Origin of the sequence: Paludibacter jiangxiensis, assembly GCF_001618385.1 — a bacterium.
In the GTDB taxonomy this organism is placed as follows: domain Bacteria; phylum Bacteroidota; class Bacteroidia; order Bacteroidales; family Paludibacteraceae; genus Microbacter; species Microbacter jiangxiensis.
Genome location: NZ_BDCR01000003.1, coordinates 900,384 through 920,382, shown reverse-complemented (window position 1 = coordinate 920,382; position 19,999 = coordinate 900,384). Strand labels below are relative to the sequence as shown.

General features: G+C 41.2%; 5 protein-coding genes, 2 tRNA genes and 3 rRNA genes. All 10 read left to right on the top strand.

Annotated features, from left to right (window positions below):
* Positions 1-363: 363 nt before the first annotated feature.
* The 10 genes from PJIAN_RS10215 (at position 364) to PJIAN_RS10170 (ending at position 19,992) form a co-directional block, all read left to right on the top strand.
* Positions 364-1,889, top strand: a 16S ribosomal RNA gene (locus tag PJIAN_RS10215).
* 192 nt (positions 1,890-2,081) lie between these two features.
* Positions 2,082-2,155 (top strand) — tRNA-Ile (locus PJIAN_RS10210).
* Between the two features lie 89 nt (positions 2,156-2,244).
* Positions 2,245-2,317: transfer RNA gene (locus tag PJIAN_RS10205), tRNA-Ala, on the top strand.
* Between the two features lie 313 nt (positions 2,318-2,630).
* Positions 2,631-5,515: ribosomal RNA gene (locus PJIAN_RS10200) — 23S ribosomal RNA — on the top strand.
* A 111-nt stretch (positions 5,516-5,626) separates the two neighbouring features.
* A 5S ribosomal RNA gene (gene rrf / locus PJIAN_RS10195) occupies positions 5,627-5,738 on the top strand.
* Together the 16S, 23S and 5S rRNA genes with 2 tRNA genes alongside form the textbook arrangement of a ribosomal RNA operon.
* A 400-nt stretch (positions 5,739-6,138) precedes the next feature.
* Complete coding sequence (locus PJIAN_RS10190; protein ID WP_172795602.1) at positions 6,139-7,146, top strand: efflux RND transporter periplasmic adaptor subunit; 1,008 nt, start codon at positions 6,139-6,141, stop codon at positions 7,144-7,146.
* Between the two features lie 5 nt (positions 7,147-7,151).
* Positions 7,152-10,271: an efflux RND transporter permease subunit gene (locus tag PJIAN_RS10185; protein WP_068704623.1), complete on the top strand. Its 3,120-nt coding sequence runs from the start codon at positions 7,152-7,154 to the stop codon at positions 10,269-10,271.
* A 41-nt stretch (positions 10,272-10,312) separates the two neighbouring features.
* The gene (locus PJIAN_RS10180; protein ID WP_068704621.1) at positions 10,313-11,719 is read left to right on the top strand and encodes a TolC family protein; all 1,407 of its coding nucleotides are present in this window, start codon (positions 10,313-10,315) and stop codon (positions 11,717-11,719) included.
* A gap of 511 nt (positions 11,720-12,230) precedes the next feature.
* Positions 12,231-16,124, top strand: a complete 3,894-nt coding sequence (locus PJIAN_RS10175) for a hybrid sensor histidine kinase/response regulator transcription factor (protein WP_068704618.1) — start codon at positions 12,231-12,233, stop codon at positions 16,122-16,124.
* 646 nt (positions 16,125-16,770) lie between these two features.
* Positions 16,771-19,992, top strand: coding sequence for a SusC/RagA family TonB-linked outer membrane protein (locus PJIAN_RS10170; protein ID WP_236714397.1), 3,222 nt, complete (start codon positions 16,771-16,773; stop codon positions 19,990-19,992).
* Positions 19,993-19,999: the final 7 nt, after the last annotated feature.

Genomic DNA, 19,999 nt, shown 5'->3' with positions numbered 1-19,999 from the left:
CAAGTGATTTGGTAATGTCGGAAAAAGGGCGTTACTTTGCATCCGCTTTGAGAGACAAACACGGAGGTGTTTTTAAGGCTTAAAGCTGAGAAAGTTTTGAAAAAAAAGTTGCTGAAAAGTTTGGTAGTTCAAAATAAAGCAGTACCTTTGCAGTCCCTTTCGCTTCTAAAAAAACGAGGGGTCAAAACGAGAGATCTTTGAATATAATTGAAACAACAAAATGTAGTATAAGGAAAGGTTAGTGTGAGAGCTAACCGTCAATTTACTTAAATTACACCTTTAATAAAATAAAGGAAGTCATCTTGAGAAGACACGATAATTAATAGCGATATTAGTTATCACAAGGAACAAAAACTAATTTATACAATGAAGAGTTTGATCCTGGCTCAGGATGAACGCTAGCGACAGGCCTAACACATGCAAGTCGAGGGGCAGCACGAGGTAGCAATACTTTGGTGGCGACCGGCGCACGGGTGCGTAACGCGTATGCAACCTACCTGTAATTGGGGGATAGCCTTCCGAAAGGAAGATTAACACCGCATAAGACAATAGATCCGCATGGATTAGTTGTTAAATATTTATAGATTACGGATGGGCATGCGTCTGATTAGATAGTTGGTAGGGTAACGGCCTACCAAGTCTGCGATCAGTAGGGGTTCTGAGAGGAAGGTCCCCCACACCGGAACTGAGACACGGTCCGGACTCCTACGGGAGGCAGCAGTGAGGAATATTGGTCAATGGGCGAGAGCCTGAACCAGCCAAGTCGCGTGAAGGAAGAATGTCCTATGGATTGTAAACTTCTTTTGTAGGGGGATAAAAAAGAGTACGTGTACTCTCTTGTAGGTACCCTACGAATAAGGATCGGCTAACTCCGTGCCAGCAGCCGCGGTAATACGGAGGATCCAAGCGTTATCCGGATTTATTGGGTTTAAAGGGTGCGTAGGCGGGCTGTTAAGTCAGTGGTGAAAGGTTGACGCTCAACGTTAACATTGCCATTGAAACTGGCGGTCTTGAGTGCAAATGAGGCAGGCGGAATGTGTTGTGTAGCGGTGAAATGCATAGATATGACACAGAACACCAATTGCGAAGGCAGCTTGCTGGAATGTAACTGACGCTGAGGCACGAAAGCGTGGGGATCAAACAGGATTAGATACCCTGGTAGTCCACGCAGTAAACGATGATTACTAGCTGTTAGCGATAGAATGTTAGTGGCTAAGCGAAAGCGATAAGTAATCCACCTGGGGAGTACGTTCGCAAGAATGAAACTCAAAGGAATTGACGGGGGCCCGCACAAGCGGAGGAACATGTGGTTTAATTCGATGATACGCGAGGAACCTTACCCGGGCTTGAAATGCATCTGACGAACTTGGAAACAGGTTTTCTAGCAATAGCAGATGTGTAGGTGCTGCATGGTTGTCGTCAGCTCGTGCCGTGAGGTGTCGGCTTAAGTGCCATAACGAGCGCAACCCTTGTCATTAGTTACTAACAGGTTAAGCTGAGGACTCTAATGAGACTGCCATCGTAAGATGCGAGGAAGGTGGGGATGACGTCAAATCAGCACGGCCCTTACGTCCGGGGCGACACACGTGTTACAATGGAGGGTACAGAGGGTCGCTACCTAGTGATAGGATGCTAATCTCGAAAGCCTTTCGTAGTTCGGATTGGAGTCTGCAACTCGACTCCATGAAGCCGGATTCGCTAGTAATCGCGCATCAGCCATGGCGCGGTGAATACGGTCCCGGGCCTTGTACACACCGCCCGTCAAGCCATGGGAGTTGGGGGTGCCTAAAGATTGTGACCGCAAGGAGCGATTTAGGGCAAAACCAGTGACTGGGGCTAAGTCGTAACAAGGTAGCCGTACCGGAAGGTGTGGCTGGAACACCTCCTTTCTGGAGAGATGACGACGTAAGGCAAGTAAGTGACATACAGGTTAGTTATACATTAAACTTACCTTTACTACATTTGTTATATAATACGAGTTAAAAGTTGAATGTTCAAAGTTGAAAGTTGTAAAACCTTAAACTTTAGACCTTAAACTTGGAACTTGAAAGTAGAGCCTGGAAAGAGGCGCAAGAACAGCCAGTCCTATAGCTCAGTTGGTTAGAGCGCTACACTGATAATGTAGAGGGCGGCAGTTCAACTCTGCCTGGGACTACAAAAAAAACGAGCAAGTGAGAAAGTGAGACGGAGAGCAAGTGAGTTCACCTCACACCTGACCACCTGACTGACTCACCTACTAAATCGGGGGTATAGCTCAGCTGGCTAGAGCATCTGCCTTGCACGCAGAGGGTCAACGGTTCGAATCCGTTATTCTCCACAAAAAATATCATCACAAGCGAGTGATGAGAAGAAAGAACAAACATATTGACAAGAAACTTCAGATCCACAGGGGTGTCAGAAAGTGATAATCTGAGCGGTTATCAAATGAAAAGCGGTTCAACCCCGCAAAGTTTCACCACTGTTAAAGCGGTTAATTAAAAAAAAAACATTATTTATAAATCATTATCAAAAAGGTCTTTGACATATTGGAAAAGTAGAGTGATAACGAGTATAGTTAATTTTAATTAAAGGTAGCGATTCTATAATAATTTAAGAGCGCTTGTTAGTTGGCAACAATTATCCACACGAGAAGAATAGTAAGTTAGAGCGCAGGGTGGATGCCTTGGCTCTCGGAGGCGATGAAGGACGTGATAAGCTGCGATAAGCTACGGGGAGGTGCAAATGACCTTTGATCCGTAGATTTCCGAATGGGGCAACCCAATGCCGTGAAGCGGCATTACTTTCCTAATGGAAGGTGCGAACGCAGGGAACTGAAACATCTAAGTACCTGTAGGAGTAGAAAACAAAAGTGATTCCCTAAGTAGTGGCGAGCGAACGGGGAACAGCCCAAACCAACAGTGTTTCGGCATTGTTGGGGTTGTAGGACCACGACATATGATTGTAAAAGGAACAGGAATCGTAATGGAACTTTGTACCATAGAGGGTGATAGTCCCGTACTGGTAATGTTTACAATTGTTAGTGGTATCCTGAGTAGCGCGGGACACGAGAAATCCTGTGTGAAACTGCCGGGACCATCCGGTAAGGCTAAATACTCCCGAGAGACCGATAGCGAACAAGTACTGTGAAGGAAAGGTGAAAAGCACCTCGAACAGAGGAGTGAAAAAGAACCTGAAACCGTGCGCTTACAAGCGGTTGGAGCATCATTTATGGTGTGACAGCGTGCCTATTGCATAATGAACCTACGAGTTACTTTCACCGGCAAGGTTAAGCCCTTCAGGGGCGAAGCCGAAGCGAAAGCGAGGCTGAATAGGGCGCATTAGTCGGTGGGAGTAGACGCGAAACCAAGTGATCTACCTATGAGCAGGTTGAAGTTCCGGTAACACGGAATGGAGGACCGAACCGGTAAGCGGTGAAAAGCTTTCGGATGACTTGTGGGTAGGGGTGAAAGGCTAATCAAACTTGGAGATAGCTCGTACTCCCCGAAATGCCTTTAGGGGCAGCGTTAATATAGTTTACATGAGGTAGAGCGACTGATTGGATGCGAGGGTTTCACCGCCTATCAAGTCCTGATAAACTCCGAATGCATGTAAATGGTTATTGGCAGTGAGGGCATGGGTGCTAAGGTCCATGTCCGAAAGGAGAAGAATCCAGACCATCAGCTAAGGTCCCCAAATTAATGCTAAGTTGAACTAACGAAGTCAGACTGCAGAGACAGCTAGGATGTTGGCTTGGAAGCAGCCATTCATTTATAGAGTGCGTAACAGCTCACTAGTCGAGCGGTCAGGCATGGATAATAATCGGGCATAAGCATTATACCGAAGCTATGGATTCAATAAGAATGGTAGGGGAGCATTCCTGTACAGCGTCGAAGGTTCTTCGTAAGGAGGATTGGAGCGGCAGGAAAAGCAGATGTAGGTATGAGTAACGATAAGGGAGGCGAGAAACCTCCCCGCCGAAAGACTGAGGGTTCCTGATCAACGCTAATCGGATCAGGGTCAGTCGGGACCTAAGGCATACCCCTTGAGGGGGGAAGTCGATGGAAGAACCGGTTAATATTCCGGTACTACCTTATAGAGTGAAGTGGGGACGAAGAAGTGAAAGTCCGGCCAACTGACGGAATAGTTGGTTAAAGGGTGTAGATATTGAGAGGTGTAGGCAAATCCGCACTTTGAGTCGAACCTGACAGTACAGAGAGCCCTCGGGTGATCTGATAAGGACCTAATCAGGCTTCCAAGAAAATCCGCTAGCGTTAATCTATGAGGTACCCGTACTCTAAACGGACACACGTGGTCAAGTAGAAAATACTGAGGCGCTCGAGTGATTCACAGCTAAGGAACTAGGCAAAATAGCCCCGTATCTTCGGGTGAAGGGGCGCCAGCAGCAATGGTGGCCGCAGAAAATTGGCCCAGTCGACTGTTTAACAAAAACAAAGGGCTTTGCAAAATCGAAAGATGAAGTATAAGGCCTGACACCTGCCCGGTGCTGGAAGGTTAAGAGGAGAAGTCATCGCAAGAGAAGCTTTGAATTGAAGCCCCAGTAAACGGCGGCCGTAACTATAACGGCCCTAAGGTAGCGAAATTCCTTGTCGGCTAAGTTCCGACCTGCACGAATGGTGTAACGATCTGGGCACTGTCTCAGCTGTGAGCTCGGTGAAATTGTAGTATCGGTGAAGATGCCGATTACCCGCAACGGGACGGAAAGACCCCGTGAACCTTTACTGCAACTTTACATTGAATTTGGGTACTTAATGTGTAGGATAGGCCGGAGACTGTGAAGCAGGCGCGCTAGCGCAGGTGGAGTCAACCTTGAAATACGGCCCTTTAATTATTTGAATTCTAACTTCCGGATGGAAGGACACTGTATGGTGGGTAGTTTGACTGGGGTGGTCGCCTCCAAAAGAGTAACGGAGGCTCCCAAAGGTGCGCTCATGGCGATTGGTAACCGCCAGCAGAGTGTAATGGTATAAGCGCGCTTGACTGAGAGACCGACAAGTCGATCAGGTAGGAAACTAGGGCATAGTGATCCGGTGGTTCCGCATGGAAGGGCCATCGCTCAAAGGATAAAAGGTACTCCGGGGATAACAGGCTGATCATTCCCAAGAGCTCAAATCGACGGAATGGTTTGGCACCTCGATGTCGGCTCGTCACATCCCGGGGCTGGAGAAGGTCCCAAGGGTTGGGCTGTTCGCCCATTAAAGTGGCACGCGAGCTGGGGTCAGAACGTCGTGAGACAGTTCGGTCCCTATCTGTTGTGGGCGTAAGAAATTTGAGAAGATCTGACACTAGTACGAGAGGACCGTGTTGGACGAACCTACGGTTTACCGGTTGTTCCGCCAGGGGCTCCGCCGGGTATCCGCGTTCGGGCAGGATAAGCGCTGAAAGCATCTAAGCGCGAAACCAACTTCAAGATGAGATTTCTTCTAAGGGCCGTTGAAGACGACAACGTTGATAGGCTGTAGGTGTAAAGGCAGTAATGTCAAAGCCGAGCAGTACTAATCGCCCGAAACTTTTCTTCTCCTCAAACTCTTATTTATTATAGTAATGCTATCCAATTTAGCTTACGAGTTAACTCTCTTTCCAATACGTCAACAATATACAGTTGAAGACAACCTGAAACTGAAAACTTTTAGGTGGCTATAGCGCTGGGGTTCCACCTCTTCCCATTCCGAACAGAGAAGTTAAGCCCAACTACGCCGATGGTACTGCACACAATGTGGGAGAGTAGGTAGCCGCCACTTTTACAAAACGCTTTGCATCTTATGATGTGAAGCGTTTTTGCGTTTGTGTACCTACTTCCTTCTCTTGAAAGTATAGACTATAACGTTTATGCAAAAAAATACACATTCTGTTTTAAACCTTCTTTTTGTTTTATCATCATAGTTTTTATAGCCTCTTGATCCCGGTCTTTAATGAATTTGTAATAGAATAACTTAAATAAAAGGCGGACACTGTCGTTGAAAAGTTTTACATTTGTCGTATCTATTGGTATAACATAAACACACTATAGCTATGAAACAGTATGGTAACAGGTTGTCATTCATTTTCCTTTCTTTTTTTTTGTTGATTGTAGGACTGTTTTTCTCTTGTCAGAATAAAAAAGCGGATAAAGAGAAAAAAGGACCGTCAAAATACCAGGTTATGCTGGTTACAAGGGGGGATGCAACTGTCAGCACAAGCTTTGCAACGCAAATTGAGAGTGAAAATACTCTTGATATTTATTCTCGAGCAAATGGTTACATTGAACGTATCTATGTTAAAGAAGGGGATAATGTACGAAAAGGAAACCCGATTCTGAAGATCAGTGATGCAGATTACCGTCAGACTGTGAATTCGACTAGAGCGATCTATGACAATGCTCAACTTGAAGTGCGAAAACTGCAACCTTTGGTCGATAAAGGGATTATTAGTCCGTATCAGTTGCAGACTGCGCAAAGCAATCTTCAGGCTGCGAGGGCTGCATATGAAAATGCACGAATCAATTTGGGATATACCGTAATAAAAAGTCCGGTCTCTGGGGTTGTGGGGAGAATAACGCTGAAACCCGGAAGTCTTGTGACGGCGGGACTGGCCGCTCCAATAACAACCGTTGCTAGTAGTGGAGACGTTTTTGCCTATTTTTCTTTTGATGAAAAGAAATTAATCCAATTATGCAATAACTCATCGGGCACTCTGAAGCAGAAAGTTGCTAAAATGCCTCCTGTAGAACTGGTTTTGGCGGATGGACAGAAATATGAGTATAAAGGAAAATTGCAATTGGGAAGTAGTATTGTGGATCAAACTACAGGATCGTTGCAAATGAAAGCAGTTTTCCCAAATCCTCAGGCTTTGCTACATACCGGTACAAGCGGAAAGATCAACGTTCCTTCGTTTTACTCAAATGTGATATTGGTGCCGCAAAAAGCTACTTACGAAATTCAGGATAAAAAAATGGTGTTTGTGGTCGATCCTCATGGGATTATTCATGCAACTAACATTACGGTGGTAAATGCAACATCTGATCAGTACGTCGTGGAAGATGGAGTCAATGTGGGTGATAAAATTGTGGTGGATGGCCTTAATCGTTTGAAAGACGGAGATAAGATTATTCCGATATCAGCACATGATAGAAACAAAGGGGGCAAGAGAACTGTGGCTGCAAAAAATTAGACACAATGGTACAAAAATTTCTGAGTCGTCCGGTTTTATCTACAGTCATCTCTATCCTGATTTGTATTTTAGGGGTACTGGGCTATATAAGTCTTCCGGTGGAACAATTTCCTAATATTGCGCCGCCGATGGTTCGTGTAAGTGCTAATTTTCCGGGGGCAAATGCTCAAACGGTTTTAAGAAGCGTCGTTACACCATTGGAAGAGCAAATTAATGGAGTGGAAGGGATGACCTATATGGTGTCGAATGCTACAAACAACGGTAGCGCTAGCATTAGCGTCTATTTCGATTTGAGTACCGATCCCAATATGGCACAGGTCAACGTCCAAAACCGTGTTTCTGCAGCATTGAGCCAGCTACCTACCACAGTGACACAAAACGGCGTTACTACCCGCAAGATGATGAATAACCAACTTTTGGTTGCATCTCTGTATAGCAATAATCCCAAATTCGATCAGACTTTCCTGCAAAATTATGCTCGTATTAATATAGCTCCAGAGTTGGAGCGTGTTAATGGGGTGGGGCAGGTTAATATTTTTGGCTCACGCAACTATTCTATGCGTATTTGGCTTGACCCTGTGAAAATGGCTTCTTATAAACTGATGCCGAGTGATGTAATCAGTGCAGTTCAGGAACAAAATGTGGAAGCAGCTCCCGGACAATTAGGGTTGAACGGTAATCAACAGTTTCAATATACGCTGACTTATAAAGGAAAGTTTACGGAAGTTCCTGATTACGAAAACATCGTTATAAAGGCAAATGATGATGGGCGGATATTGAAGCTAAAAGACGTTGCTCGCGTAGAACTGGGTGGATATGATTATACCGTCGATACGAAGGTAAACGGGAGAGAAGGCGTTGGTATGTCGGTGTATCAGATGGCCGGATCTAATGCCCGAGACGTAGTAGATGCACTCAAGGCAAAGTTGGAAACTTTATCAAAACGTTTCCCTCCCGGAGTGAAATATGCGATTCCTAATGATGCCAATAAATTTTTAGAGGCATCTATTCATAAGGTAAAACGAACATTTATAGAGGCGTTTATTTTGGTCTTTTTTGTAGTGTTTTTATTCCTTCAGAACTGGAGATCGACGCTTATTCCCGGAATTTCGGCATTAGTTGCAATCATAGGTACATTCTTTGTCCTCAATTTGCTTGGATTTTCACTTAATTTATTGACTCTCTTTGCATTGGTTTTGGCAATCGGAATTGTGGTAGATGATGCTATTGTGGTGGTCGAAGCGGTTCATGCGAAGATGGATCATGACGAGTCGTTATCTACAGTGCAAGCTACGTCCAAAGCTATGGATGAAATATGGAGAGCAATTATCTCGATTACTCTGGTGATGGCTTTCGTATTTATTCCGGTGAGTTTTATGTCGGGGCCTGCCGGAACATTTTATCGTCAATTCGGACTTACGTTGGCTGTTGCAATTACCCTTTCTGCTATTAATGCTTTGACTTTGAGTCCGGTACTTTGCACTTTTTTTATCAAAAGGGCCTCAAATGAAGAAGAAAAAAAGAGTTTTATTTCCCGTTTACATGCAAACTTCAATGTGGCTTTTGACGCTACAGTCTATAAATACAAGAAATCTTTGAGTCTTTTCACAAAGCATCGATGGATTCCTGTTGCTGTAATCGTAACGTTTGCTTTGGGAGCCTATTTGTTGATCAAAATAACACCTACTGCATTTGTGCCTAATGAAGATCAGGGGATGATTAGTGCCGATGTGACTTTGCCGCCGGGAGCTTCTCTTGAGCGTACAAAAAGTGTGATGAAACAAATTGACAGTACGATGAATGTTAGTGATTTGTTTGCTGCACGTATGAGTATTGCTGGTCAAAGTATGTTGAGCGGAACAAACGGTAGTTCGCACGGAATGATGACCTGTTCGCTGGTGCCCTGGGAACAGCGCGGAGATACTTCGACCACGGATGTCATTGAAATGCTTAATAAGAAAACCGGAAAAATAAAGGAAGGGAAAATTATATTCTATGCTCCGCCTCCAATTCGCGGTTTTGGCTCTTCGGATGGATTCGAGGTGCAGGTGGAGGATAAAACAGGTGGAGATATTACCAAGTTTTATCAAGTTGTAAAAGATTTTATGAGTAACCTTTCGGCTCGCCCGGAAATCGATTTTGTTAACTCATCCTTTAATGTGAATTTCCCTCAATATCAATTTGATATACAAGTTGATAAATGTAAAATGGAAGGAGTCGCCATCAACGATGTCTTTCAGGCGCTTCAAGCCTATTACGGAGGTATGATGGTTTCTGATTTCAACCGTTATACTAAATATTGTCGGGTTGTAATGCAGGCTGCACCTGAAGACAGAACAGACCTCAATTCTCTGACCAAGGTGATGGTCCGTAATAAGTCTGGAAAGATGGTGCCGATCACGACACTCATTAACTTTTCAAAAGTGTATCGGCCGGAAACCATTACCCGCTACGATTTGTTTACAGCAGCCACCGTGCAGGGTAAACAAAAAAAAGGTTTTAGCTCGGGTGATGCTATAGCCGCTGTCCGGGAAGAGGCTTCTAAATTACCTGTCGGTTATGAAATAGAGTTTTCAGGCATGTCGCGCGAAGAGATTAAATCTGGAAGTCAGGCGATCTATATTTTTATTCTATGTTTCTTATTTGTATACTTTGTTTTGTGTGCGCAATACGAAAGTTACATGTTGCCTTTGTCTGTGATGTTGTCACTCACTATCGGTGTGTTTGGCGTATTTATGTTTATCAATATATTTGGTATCACCAATAATATTTACGTGCAGGTGTCGCTCATTATGCTGATCGGTCTTTTGGGTAAAAACGGTATCTTGATCGTCGAATTTGCCCGACAGCGGCGTGAACACGGTATGGGCATAGTCGAAGCTGCTATTGAAGGAGCAACTGCTCGCTTACGACCCATTCTGATGACTTCTTTTGCTTTTATTTTTGGAATGATGCCACTGATTCTTGAAACCGGTGCTGGTAGATCGGGGAATAATTCTATTGGAGTGGCAGCAGCTGGCGGTATGCTCATAGGAACCCTTTTCGGGATTTTCGTTATCCCTACCATGTACATTATTTTTGAGAATCTGGATGAAAAGATTCGGAGAAAAAAATGGCGTAATTAGCCGAGCAAGGGAATGATCAAATAAATTTCAATTGACGAAAGATGATGAAAAAGAATATTTATAGTGTGTTTGTTCTCTCTGGAATGATCGCTTTCTGTGCTTGTTCTGTACAAAAATATAACAGTCCCGGAATGGCAGGCTATAAAACGGTATTTCGTGATTCGATAAATGGGGATACCGCTAAAAATAGCGCTGCAATTGCCTGGAAGGATTTTTATGATGATCCGTATTTGCAAAAGTTGATAACTGAAGCTCTTGATAGTAATTTGAATATTCGGATGGCAATTGTAAAACTTAATCAGGCTGCACAGTCGGTAAAGCAAAGCAATGCCGCATTTCTTCCAACACTCAATGCAGGGGTGAGTGGTACTTTGTCCGATAATTCTAAATACGGAAATACAATGCCAGCGGCACATCCTCCATTTACGGATTTGAAATTGTCATTGTCGTCCAGTTGGGAGATCGATGTTTGGAATAAACTTTCAAGTGCTAAAAAGGCACAACAGGCGCTTTATCTGCAGCAACAATCCACAGTTAATGCGGTGAAAACGCAAATTGTTGCTAATGTTGCATCAGCATATTATCAGCTTATTATGCTGGATAAGCAAAAGTTGATAACGAATAGGAGCATTGATAGTTACACCAAATATTTGGAGACAGTTAAGAGCTTAAAAAAGTCAGCTCAAGCCACGGAGGTTGCTGTTTTACAGGCGAAAGCTCAATTAGCTACGGCAAAAGCATATTTGCCTCAGATTGAAGCGTCGATAGCAAATTACGAAAATTACCTTTGTGTGCTTTTGGGCAAAGCTCCTGCTGTTATTGATCGTTCTACCCAAATAGATTTAATGGCTTTCCATAACGAATTGCTGGCTGTGGGTCTTCCTGTTCAACTTTTGAGCAATAGGCCGGATGTGAAGACCGCTGAGCTTGTCTTGCGAGCAGCTCATGAGCAATTTAATGTGGCCACATCGGCCATGTATCCTCAGTTTATTTTATCAGGAGTGGTCGGTTCTGATGCCAAAGGCATTACAAACTGGTTTAATTTACCCAGTTCGTTGTTTTGGAATGCAATTGCAGGTCTTACGCAGCCTGTTTTGAACGGACGAACACTGAAAACTCAAAAAGAGATTGCTCGTTTGCAGGAAGAATCTGCTTTGCTGAATTTCAAACAGAGTTTACTCACAGCTGGAAATGAAGTGTCAAATGCCTTAGCGTCGATTCGATACAGTACGCAGCAGGCTGGATTCCAGAAAGAGCAGGTGGACGCACTGAAGAAGGCATATGAATATTCGCAGGAGTTATTAGTTAATGGATATGCAACATATCTGGAAGTTCTGTCTGCTCAAAATAGTGTCTTGTCGAGCGAATTGGCTCTTTATAACACTTACAATACAATAGTTCAGCAGAAAATTACTTTATATAGGGCGCTCGGCGGCGGATGGCGGTAAATGAATCTGTCGTTCGTCAATTAAAGTATAGTCTTTGAAAAAGACAACGATTGGTTGTTAAAAGAGGATATCTTTTGGGGTATCTTCTTTTTTTTTGTCTGTTGGAAAAGTTAAATATGATATATTTTTTAAGTTTTAGGACGGTGTTTTGAGGTTTGTTATAAAATAGAAATGGCTTTATTTCTGATGTTGTATTATGAAAAATTAACTACCATAAAAGATGTGTTTGTAAAGTGGTGCTTATTGTGTGAATCTAAATTTATATATTTGATAAAATTCCCTATTAATCGATATAGTAGCGTGTGTCTTTCTGTTTTAATTTTAATAATTGGATAGTAGAATATCTATTTTTAGAAGTCTGTGTGCGAATTTTATGAACATTTTTTCAGGATATTGTCTTTCGAATTATATATCTTTGCTTTTGCTATAGGGAAACACATGCTAATTTAAATATTTAATTAGTGTTGCATTGATTCTTTTAGAACTGAACGAATATAAGAAATTCTAGTCAATGAGATTCAGATATATTTTTTTATTTGTAACCATATTTTTCGGCACTGTATCAGCTGCGGATACAAAATTTTATAGCGTTAATTCCATCTACGACATTTCTGTGAGAGAAGCCTATTCCATTTGCAGCGATAAGAATGGATTTGTTTGGGCTTCTGCTAAAACAGGAATATTGAGACTGACGGAGAATGATTGTCGGCTATATAAATTACCATATGATATTGCATTTATTTCGTCAAGATTGCTCTATTCAAACAATGTTCTTTACGTTTGTGCAAATGACGGGCAAATGTTCTATTATAATGCGGTGAAGGATAAGTTTATCCCATTTGTCAATATTAGCAAATTGCTGAATGATAAATTTTTAGTTGTAAATGATATTCAGGCTGATGATAAAGGCGCATTTTGGATTGCAACTAGATTTGGCGGGCTTTACCGATACTACAAACAAAAAATTTCTTTAATTGGGAGGCAGCGAGTTGAGATAAGAGGATTTGCGTGGCATGATAAACGACATCTGATTGTTGGGTATTTCGATAATGTAAGATTATTAGATACAGAAACAGGCACAGATATGCCTTTAGTGAAGTTGGGTAATCCGAATGCTTTGTCGAAATTATATTTTGATAAGAACCAAAATAAACTCTGGATTGGAACTGTGTCAAGTGGTTTATACGAATATGACTTTAATAAACGTATACTTTCTCAGTTTAATGCCAATGTGTTTCCGCACCAACCGGTTTTGGCGATCACCGCCAATTCGGATTCCACTTTGCTTGTGGGTGTCGATGGGCAAGGGATCTGGAAAATAGACCGAAAAAAAGCAAATCGAATAATAGATATTTACAAGGAGGATATTGATAATGCATTCTCTCTTCATGGGGATGGAGTCTACGATATTTTTTGTGATCGCAATAATCGGATTTGGACAGCAACATATAGTGGCGGAATTTCGTTTTTTGATCAAAGACCGTCGCTTGTCACCCAAGTATCACATTTGGTGAATAACGCAAATTCTCTTTGTAATAATTTCATCAACAAAATAATAGAAGATTCAAGAGGTAATATTTGGTTCGCTACCAACAATGGAATTTCGAAGTGGGATGTTCGTTCTAATCGTTGGGCAACCTTTTATCATAACGAGAGAAAACAAGCACAGGTTTTTCTGGCGTTATGCGAGGATAATAAAGGAAACATTTGGGCAGGGACATATGCTTCAGGTGTTTATGTTTTGGACGGAACCTCGGGACGAGAAATAGCTCATTACGGTCAAAATACAGGTAAATCTCCATTTGTCAATAATTTTATTCATGATATTTATAAGGATTCTGATGGAGATCTTTGGATCGGAGGATCAGGAGGAAATATTGCCTGTTATATTGTAAAAGAAAATCGTTTTCGCATTTATCAGGAACAACCAGTGTCTGCGTTTGTTGAATATAAGCGAGGTACGATGTTGTTGGCTTGTTCCTACGGATTATGTTCTTTGGATAAAAAAACGGGAGTTGAAACGATCTTAAAACAGGGATTCTTAGCACAGGGGATGACAATCTCAAACGGAGAGACTTGGGTAGCAACTCGGGGTGATGGCTTGATAAGATTCAATTTGGCGACCAAGAAAATTGAGAAAATTACCACAGCGTCGGGTCTGCCATCTAATTTCATTAATGGTATAATGAAAATTGGCGATTGTTTTTGGATAGGAACAGAAACGGGACTCTGTAAGTTTAATCCTAAAAATTATAGTGTAACCACCTATTCGTCTCATTTGTCCTTAAGTAGGGCTGCTTATAATATTAATGCACAGTGTCAGCTCAGGAACGGAAGCTTGATTTGGGGGACTAATAATGGAGCTGTGATGTTTAGCCCTGCTGCTATTAGAAATGTCGTATCAAAAGCTGGCTTATATTTGCAAGACCTTACCATTTCAGGGGTTTCGATAAAGGATAATCCGAACTTTAAATTGAAGTATCCTTTGGATAGTTTGACCGAAATCAAGTTAAACTATAGTCAGAATACATTTTCACTTGAATTGTTAGCTTTGGGGCAAAATATTTCGGATTCCAAATATTCATATCTGTTGGAGGGTTTTGATAAAACCTGGAGTCAGCCTAATAGCCAAAAAATAATAACCTATACAAACCTCCCTAGTGGAAGCTATGTTCTGAAGATTCGATTGTATGACAATTCAATGGATCACGTCATTACAGAACGATCGATAAACATTCGTATTGTACCTCCTGTGTGGGCAAGATGGTGGTTTGTGATGCTCATGCTTTTGATAGTGGCAGGTGTAATATATGTCTTATCAAGATACTATCTCGAACATATTAAAAAATTACACATAGAAAAGAAGGTTCAATTTTTTGCTAATACAGCTCATGAGATCCGTACTGCACTTACTTTGATAAAAGCGCCTATTGAAGAGCTGAATAAAGATGTTGCGATTTCGGAGGCCGGGAAATATTATCTTCGATTAGCTTCGGAACAATCTAAGCGGTTATCCAAAGTTGTTACTCAAATAATGGATTTCCAAAAACTTGATGTCGGTAAAGAGCATCTCTCACTTTGCGATGTTGATATTGTGAATATGATTCAACTCCAGAAAATGATGTTTGAATCGTATGCTCAATCAAAAAACATTGAACTTATATTCAACACAAATGTACCGGCGTATAATTCAGGAGTTGATGAAACTATGATGGAAAAGGTGCTTGGGAATCTGATTTCAAATGCGATTAAATACTCGCATCCTAAAAGCCGTGTAACCCTGAATCTAAATTGTACCCCGGAGAACTGGTCGTTAGAAGTTATCGATCAGGGAATTGGTATTAGTGAGAAAGCGCAGCAGAGTCTGTTTAATGAATTTTACCGAGGAGACAATGCGGTTAATGCCAAAGTCATTGGATCGGGAATCGGATTAATGATTGCTAAAAACTATGTTTTGTTACATGGCGGTGAAATAAGTTGTTCTAGTAAGGAAAACGTTGGATCTTGCTTTAAAATCGTCATTCCATACAAAGACGTTGAACCTTGCAGTCAGGTAATTAAATTAACGACAAGCCAACAAGAAAACGATTTTTCTATAGAACATTCCGATTTGCCAATTGCAGATCAGCTTCCGGACGACAGCCACAAGAGAATGAAGTTACTTGTAGTGGAAGACAATATCGATCTAAGAAACTTTCTTCTTTTTACCCTTGGAAATGAATTTGAAGTACAAGCAGCTGAGAATGGTCAGATTGCTTGGGAAATAATTCAAAAAGATATTCCAGACTTGGTTGTGTCGGATATTATGATGCCGAATATGGATGGATTTGAGTTATGTTCGTTAATTAAATCAACATTTCAGACATCTCATGTCCCGGTAATTCTACTGACCGCGCTATCAGAACAAGCTGATCAACTTCACGGCTTAGGCTTAGGTGCCGATGATTATCTGACGAAACCATTTGATGTTCCCATTTTGTTGCAACGTATAAAATCAATAGTGCAAAATCGGGAAAATGTTAGGGGGAAAACCCTGAAAATGATTGACGGAGAAGCAGGAGAAGAACAGATTTTTGAAAACAAGAATAATGATCAGTTTGTGAAAAAAGCTTTGTCGGTTGTACGGGCGAATCTTGAAAAAACGGAATTTGGGAAAGACGAATTTGCATCAGCAATGAATGTGAGTGCTTCGCTATTGTATAAAAAATTAAAAACGCTAACCGATCAATCTCCGAACGAATTTATTAAGAGTATCAGGCTCAACTACGCTATAGAACTTTTAAAGTCCAGAAAATATTCAATTACGGAAGTAAGTGAACTTACAGGATTTGCAAGTGCCGGATATTTTAGCACAGTTTTTAAGAAACATTTCGGAAAGTCGCCTACCGATATTTTAGATGCATAGCTTCTTGTATAAATCTAATTGGATTTAGTCGTTATTGGATTGTGTGTCGTTCTTAAGTGATTGAAAATAACGACCTGTGATAACTATGCTGCTTTAACATTTGTTATTCTCAATGTGGGCTTTTATTCAAATTTGAAATATAAATATTCAAATTTGCAAGTTTAATATAATTTAAAATGCCATTTTTGCAACTTGCATATGAAAAAAATGTATGTTGAATGTTTAGTTTTTGTTTTTACTTTTTGATGATTGTGATTTTGGGGCAATGAACTTTTACATTAATTCAATTTTTCCTGTATTTAAATTGAACCATATAAATCGGGGGTTGAGTTTTTTGTTTTGATGACAATGTGAAATTCATGAATGATTAAGATAGATAGCGTATAGGAATGATTATTTATCATGAGTTGTTAACCAAGATTAAATTGAAAAACATGATGTACAATGACAGTTAAGATGTAGCTTTCGCTTGATAGTTAAAGCTATAAAAGCAAGTAGAACCAGTTTATAATACCAGCACCTTAAAGTGGTATAGTTATTAACCTATTTAATTTCTAATGCAATGAAGAAAAATTGTGAGATTTCATCAATTGGTTTCTTTCTAAAATTTAGAACCAAATCGATCCTGAAAAGAATTTGGATTTTAATGATGTTATCCGTGAGCATATGCACGTATGCTCAAAACAAACACGTAATCAAAGGTGTCGTTACCGACTCAAAACAAGAGCCTTTGATTGGAGCCGCCGTTATTGTCAAAGGCAATACCTCGCAAGGAACTGTGACAGATGTAAATGGTCAATTCACCCTTTCTGTTTCAGAGCAAAATCAAACTCTTATTGTTTCGTATATTGGGATGATGCAACAGGAAGTTGCAATTAACTCAAAAAGTCAGAATCTGAAGATTGTTTTATTAGAAGATAAAAAGCAATTGGATGAAGTTGTTGTTGTTGGCTACGGTACAGCAAAAAAGAGTGATATCTCAGGGTCTGTTGCTTCGGTAAGCAAGGACGTGATGATGAAAAAAAGTCCTACTAATATTTTGCAGGGACTACAAGGAGAAGCTGCCGGTGTAATGGTTACATCTCAGGATGGAGCTCCTGACGCCAATGCCGCTATTCGTATTCGTGGTGTGGGCACTATTACAGGTAATGCAAATCCTTTGTATGTAGTTGATGGTGTTCAGGTAGGGACAAATGCAAACTTCGTTAACCCGAGCGATATCGAAAGCATTGAAGTGTTGAAAGATGCTTCTGCAACTGCAATTTATGGTGCTGCCGGTGCTAATGGTGTTATTATGGTTACTACAAAACACGGTTCTGTTGGTGCCACACGTATTACTTTCTCAGCAGATTACGGTATTCAAACCTTAGGTAGTAAATTAAAAGTAGGAGATGCTGACCAATATGCTTTTGATGTTCGTGCAGCTCGTGCTAACGATGGAGCGAACTTAGCCAATCAGATTTTCTCTACAAACTATGACGGCAAGAGAAAAACGATTGATTGGCAAAAAGAAATGACTCGTGTGTCATTAAAGCAGCAATATAATCTCTCTGCTTCCGGAGGTTCGGAAAAAACTCAGTCTAACTTTTCTTTAGGATATTTGAATAACGATGGTATCGTTATCAATACTAACATGAACCGACTCACAGCGCGTGCAAATGTTATTACCAAGGTGGGAAAATTCCTGGAAATAGGTGGGGATATCAATTATGTTCATACAGAGTCGCACGGTAGTAATGCTGGTTTCGGAAACAATGGTAACCTGTCCTCTCTCCGTGATATGGCCTATATGTGTCCGACATTGGATTATGTTACTCCCAGTGGGACTTATGTAAGTCCGAATGTCAGAAATGCCAATGGAACCTATGGAACATCCATCCAAAGTTCAGTTGGATCTTATGATGGTGGTCCGAGTGACAACATGGTAGCCGTGCAGATGGAAAACAACGGTTTGACCAAAACGAATCAGACCCTTGTTAGTGCTTATGCCAATGTTAAATTGTTGAAAGGTTTGACATTCAAATCAATAGCATCTTATAATTTATGGACTTCCGACTATCAGAACTTTTCAGGGAACAAGCAACGCTATATGCCGGATGGCGTAACCAAGGTTGATCTGGCTAATTACGATGCCCGTTATCAATTGTCAATCAGTGGTTCTCAAAGCAATAACCTTGCCATTGAAAACTATATGACCTACAACTGGAAAAATAGTCTCCATAATTTAACATTGATGGCTGGGAACACATTGAGTAAGAGCTTCGGAGACTGGACCTCAGTTTCTGCTACAGATTTCCCTGCAGCTTCGATACGAGACATTAGTTTGACCAGCGATATTACGACAAAAAATGCAAGTGGCGCCTATAATGCAGAAACGAGAGGTATTTCTTATTATGGCCGTGCCATGTACTCGTTCAGAGATCGCTATATTTTGACCGGGACAGTTCGTCGTGATGGTTCTTCAAACTTTGGTTCTTCTAACAGATGGGGAACTTTCCCTTCTGCAGCTGCAGCATGGCGTATTTCAGAAGAAAGTTTCATGAAAAACTTTCCTACAATTACAAACTTGAAACTTCGTTTAGGCTGGGGACAGACTGGTAATCCGGGTAATATAGGCGATAAAGCTACACCAGCATTGACATCCAATACGATTGCTTACTATTATTATCAGCAGAATGGAGTTGCTGGTTTAGGTTCCAAAGCTCAAACCGCAAACGGTTATGCTATCCCATTGGTGGATCCTAATTTGAAATGGGAAACCAACGAACAAACCAATATCGGTCTCGACCTTGGTTTCTTAAAAAATAGCTTGAATATCACCGTAGATTATTTCATCAGAACCTCAAAGGATTTATTATTAGACATGAACATACGTCCCTCGGCTGGATATAGTAGTGTATATACCAACTATGGTGAAATTCAGAACAGGGGTCTTGAATTCAGTGCTAACTATAAGAAACAATTGAATAAGGATTGGAGCATCGGAGCTACCTTGACCGGTTCTACCCTGAAAAACAAAATTGTAAATATCGGAGCTGATATTTTGAATGACAACGAAGGAACTACCAATGACGGGTCTAACGTTGGTGCTGTAGCTGCTGCTTCTGGCGTACACTGGGATGGACACTCTATTTGCCGCAATGGTTATGCTGTAGGTTCATACTACGGTTATCAGGTGGAAGGTATTTTCCAGTCTAAGGCTGAAGTGGATGCTGCCAATGCTGCTGCTAAAGCAAAAGGGCACTCTCAGTATCAGAATGCAAATACTGGTGCCGGGGACTTTAAATACAAAGACCTCAATGGTGACGGGTTCATCGATTCAAACGATATGACCATTTTGGGGAATGGTTTCCCAAAAGTAAACTTCGGTTTGACATTGAATGCTTCTTACAAAAATTTTGATGTTTCAATTTATTCATATGGGGTATTGGGCCAAAAGATCAATTCTTACTCGGCGATGACCTTATCCAGCCTTTACCCGGGTGATAACGGAACAATGCCTAATATTTTGAAATCGTCTTCTGCTCAAATGTGGACTCCTCAAAATCACAGCACAACCTTGCCTAAGATGACTATTTTGGATTATAACTATAATATGCGTGCATCAAGCGCCTGGATTAAAAATGGCGATTTCTTGAAAATCAACACCCTTCAAATTGGTTATAATTTCAGCAAGAACCTGTTGAGACCGTTAAGTATTGAAAGTGCACGTATTAATTTTTCTATTCAGAATTTATTCTGCATTTCATCTTATAACAAGTATGGAGACCCTGAATGTGGTCAAGGAAGCGTACTTTATACCGGTTTGGATACAGGACGTTACCCAAATCCCCGTACTTATTCAGTAGGCTTGAATGTTCAGTTTTAACTGTTTA

Coding starts and splice junctions, on each gene's coding strand:
- PJIAN_RS10180 (WP_068704621.1), top strand. CDS start 10,313: ATGATGAAAAAGAATATTTATAGTGTGTTTGTTCTCTCTGGAATGATC.
- PJIAN_RS10170 (WP_236714397.1), top strand. CDS start 16,771: ATGATGTTATCCGTGAGCATATGCACGTATGCTCAAAACAAACACGTA.
- PJIAN_RS10185 (WP_068704623.1), top strand. CDS start 7,152: ATGGTACAAAAATTTCTGAGTCGTCCGGTTTTATCTACAGTCATCTCT.
- PJIAN_RS10190 (WP_172795602.1), top strand. CDS start 6,139: ATGCTGGTTACAAGGGGGGATGCAACTGTCAGCACAAGCTTTGCAACG.
- PJIAN_RS10175 (WP_068704618.1), top strand. CDS start 12,231: ATGAGATTCAGATATATTTTTTTATTTGTAACCATATTTTTCGGCACT.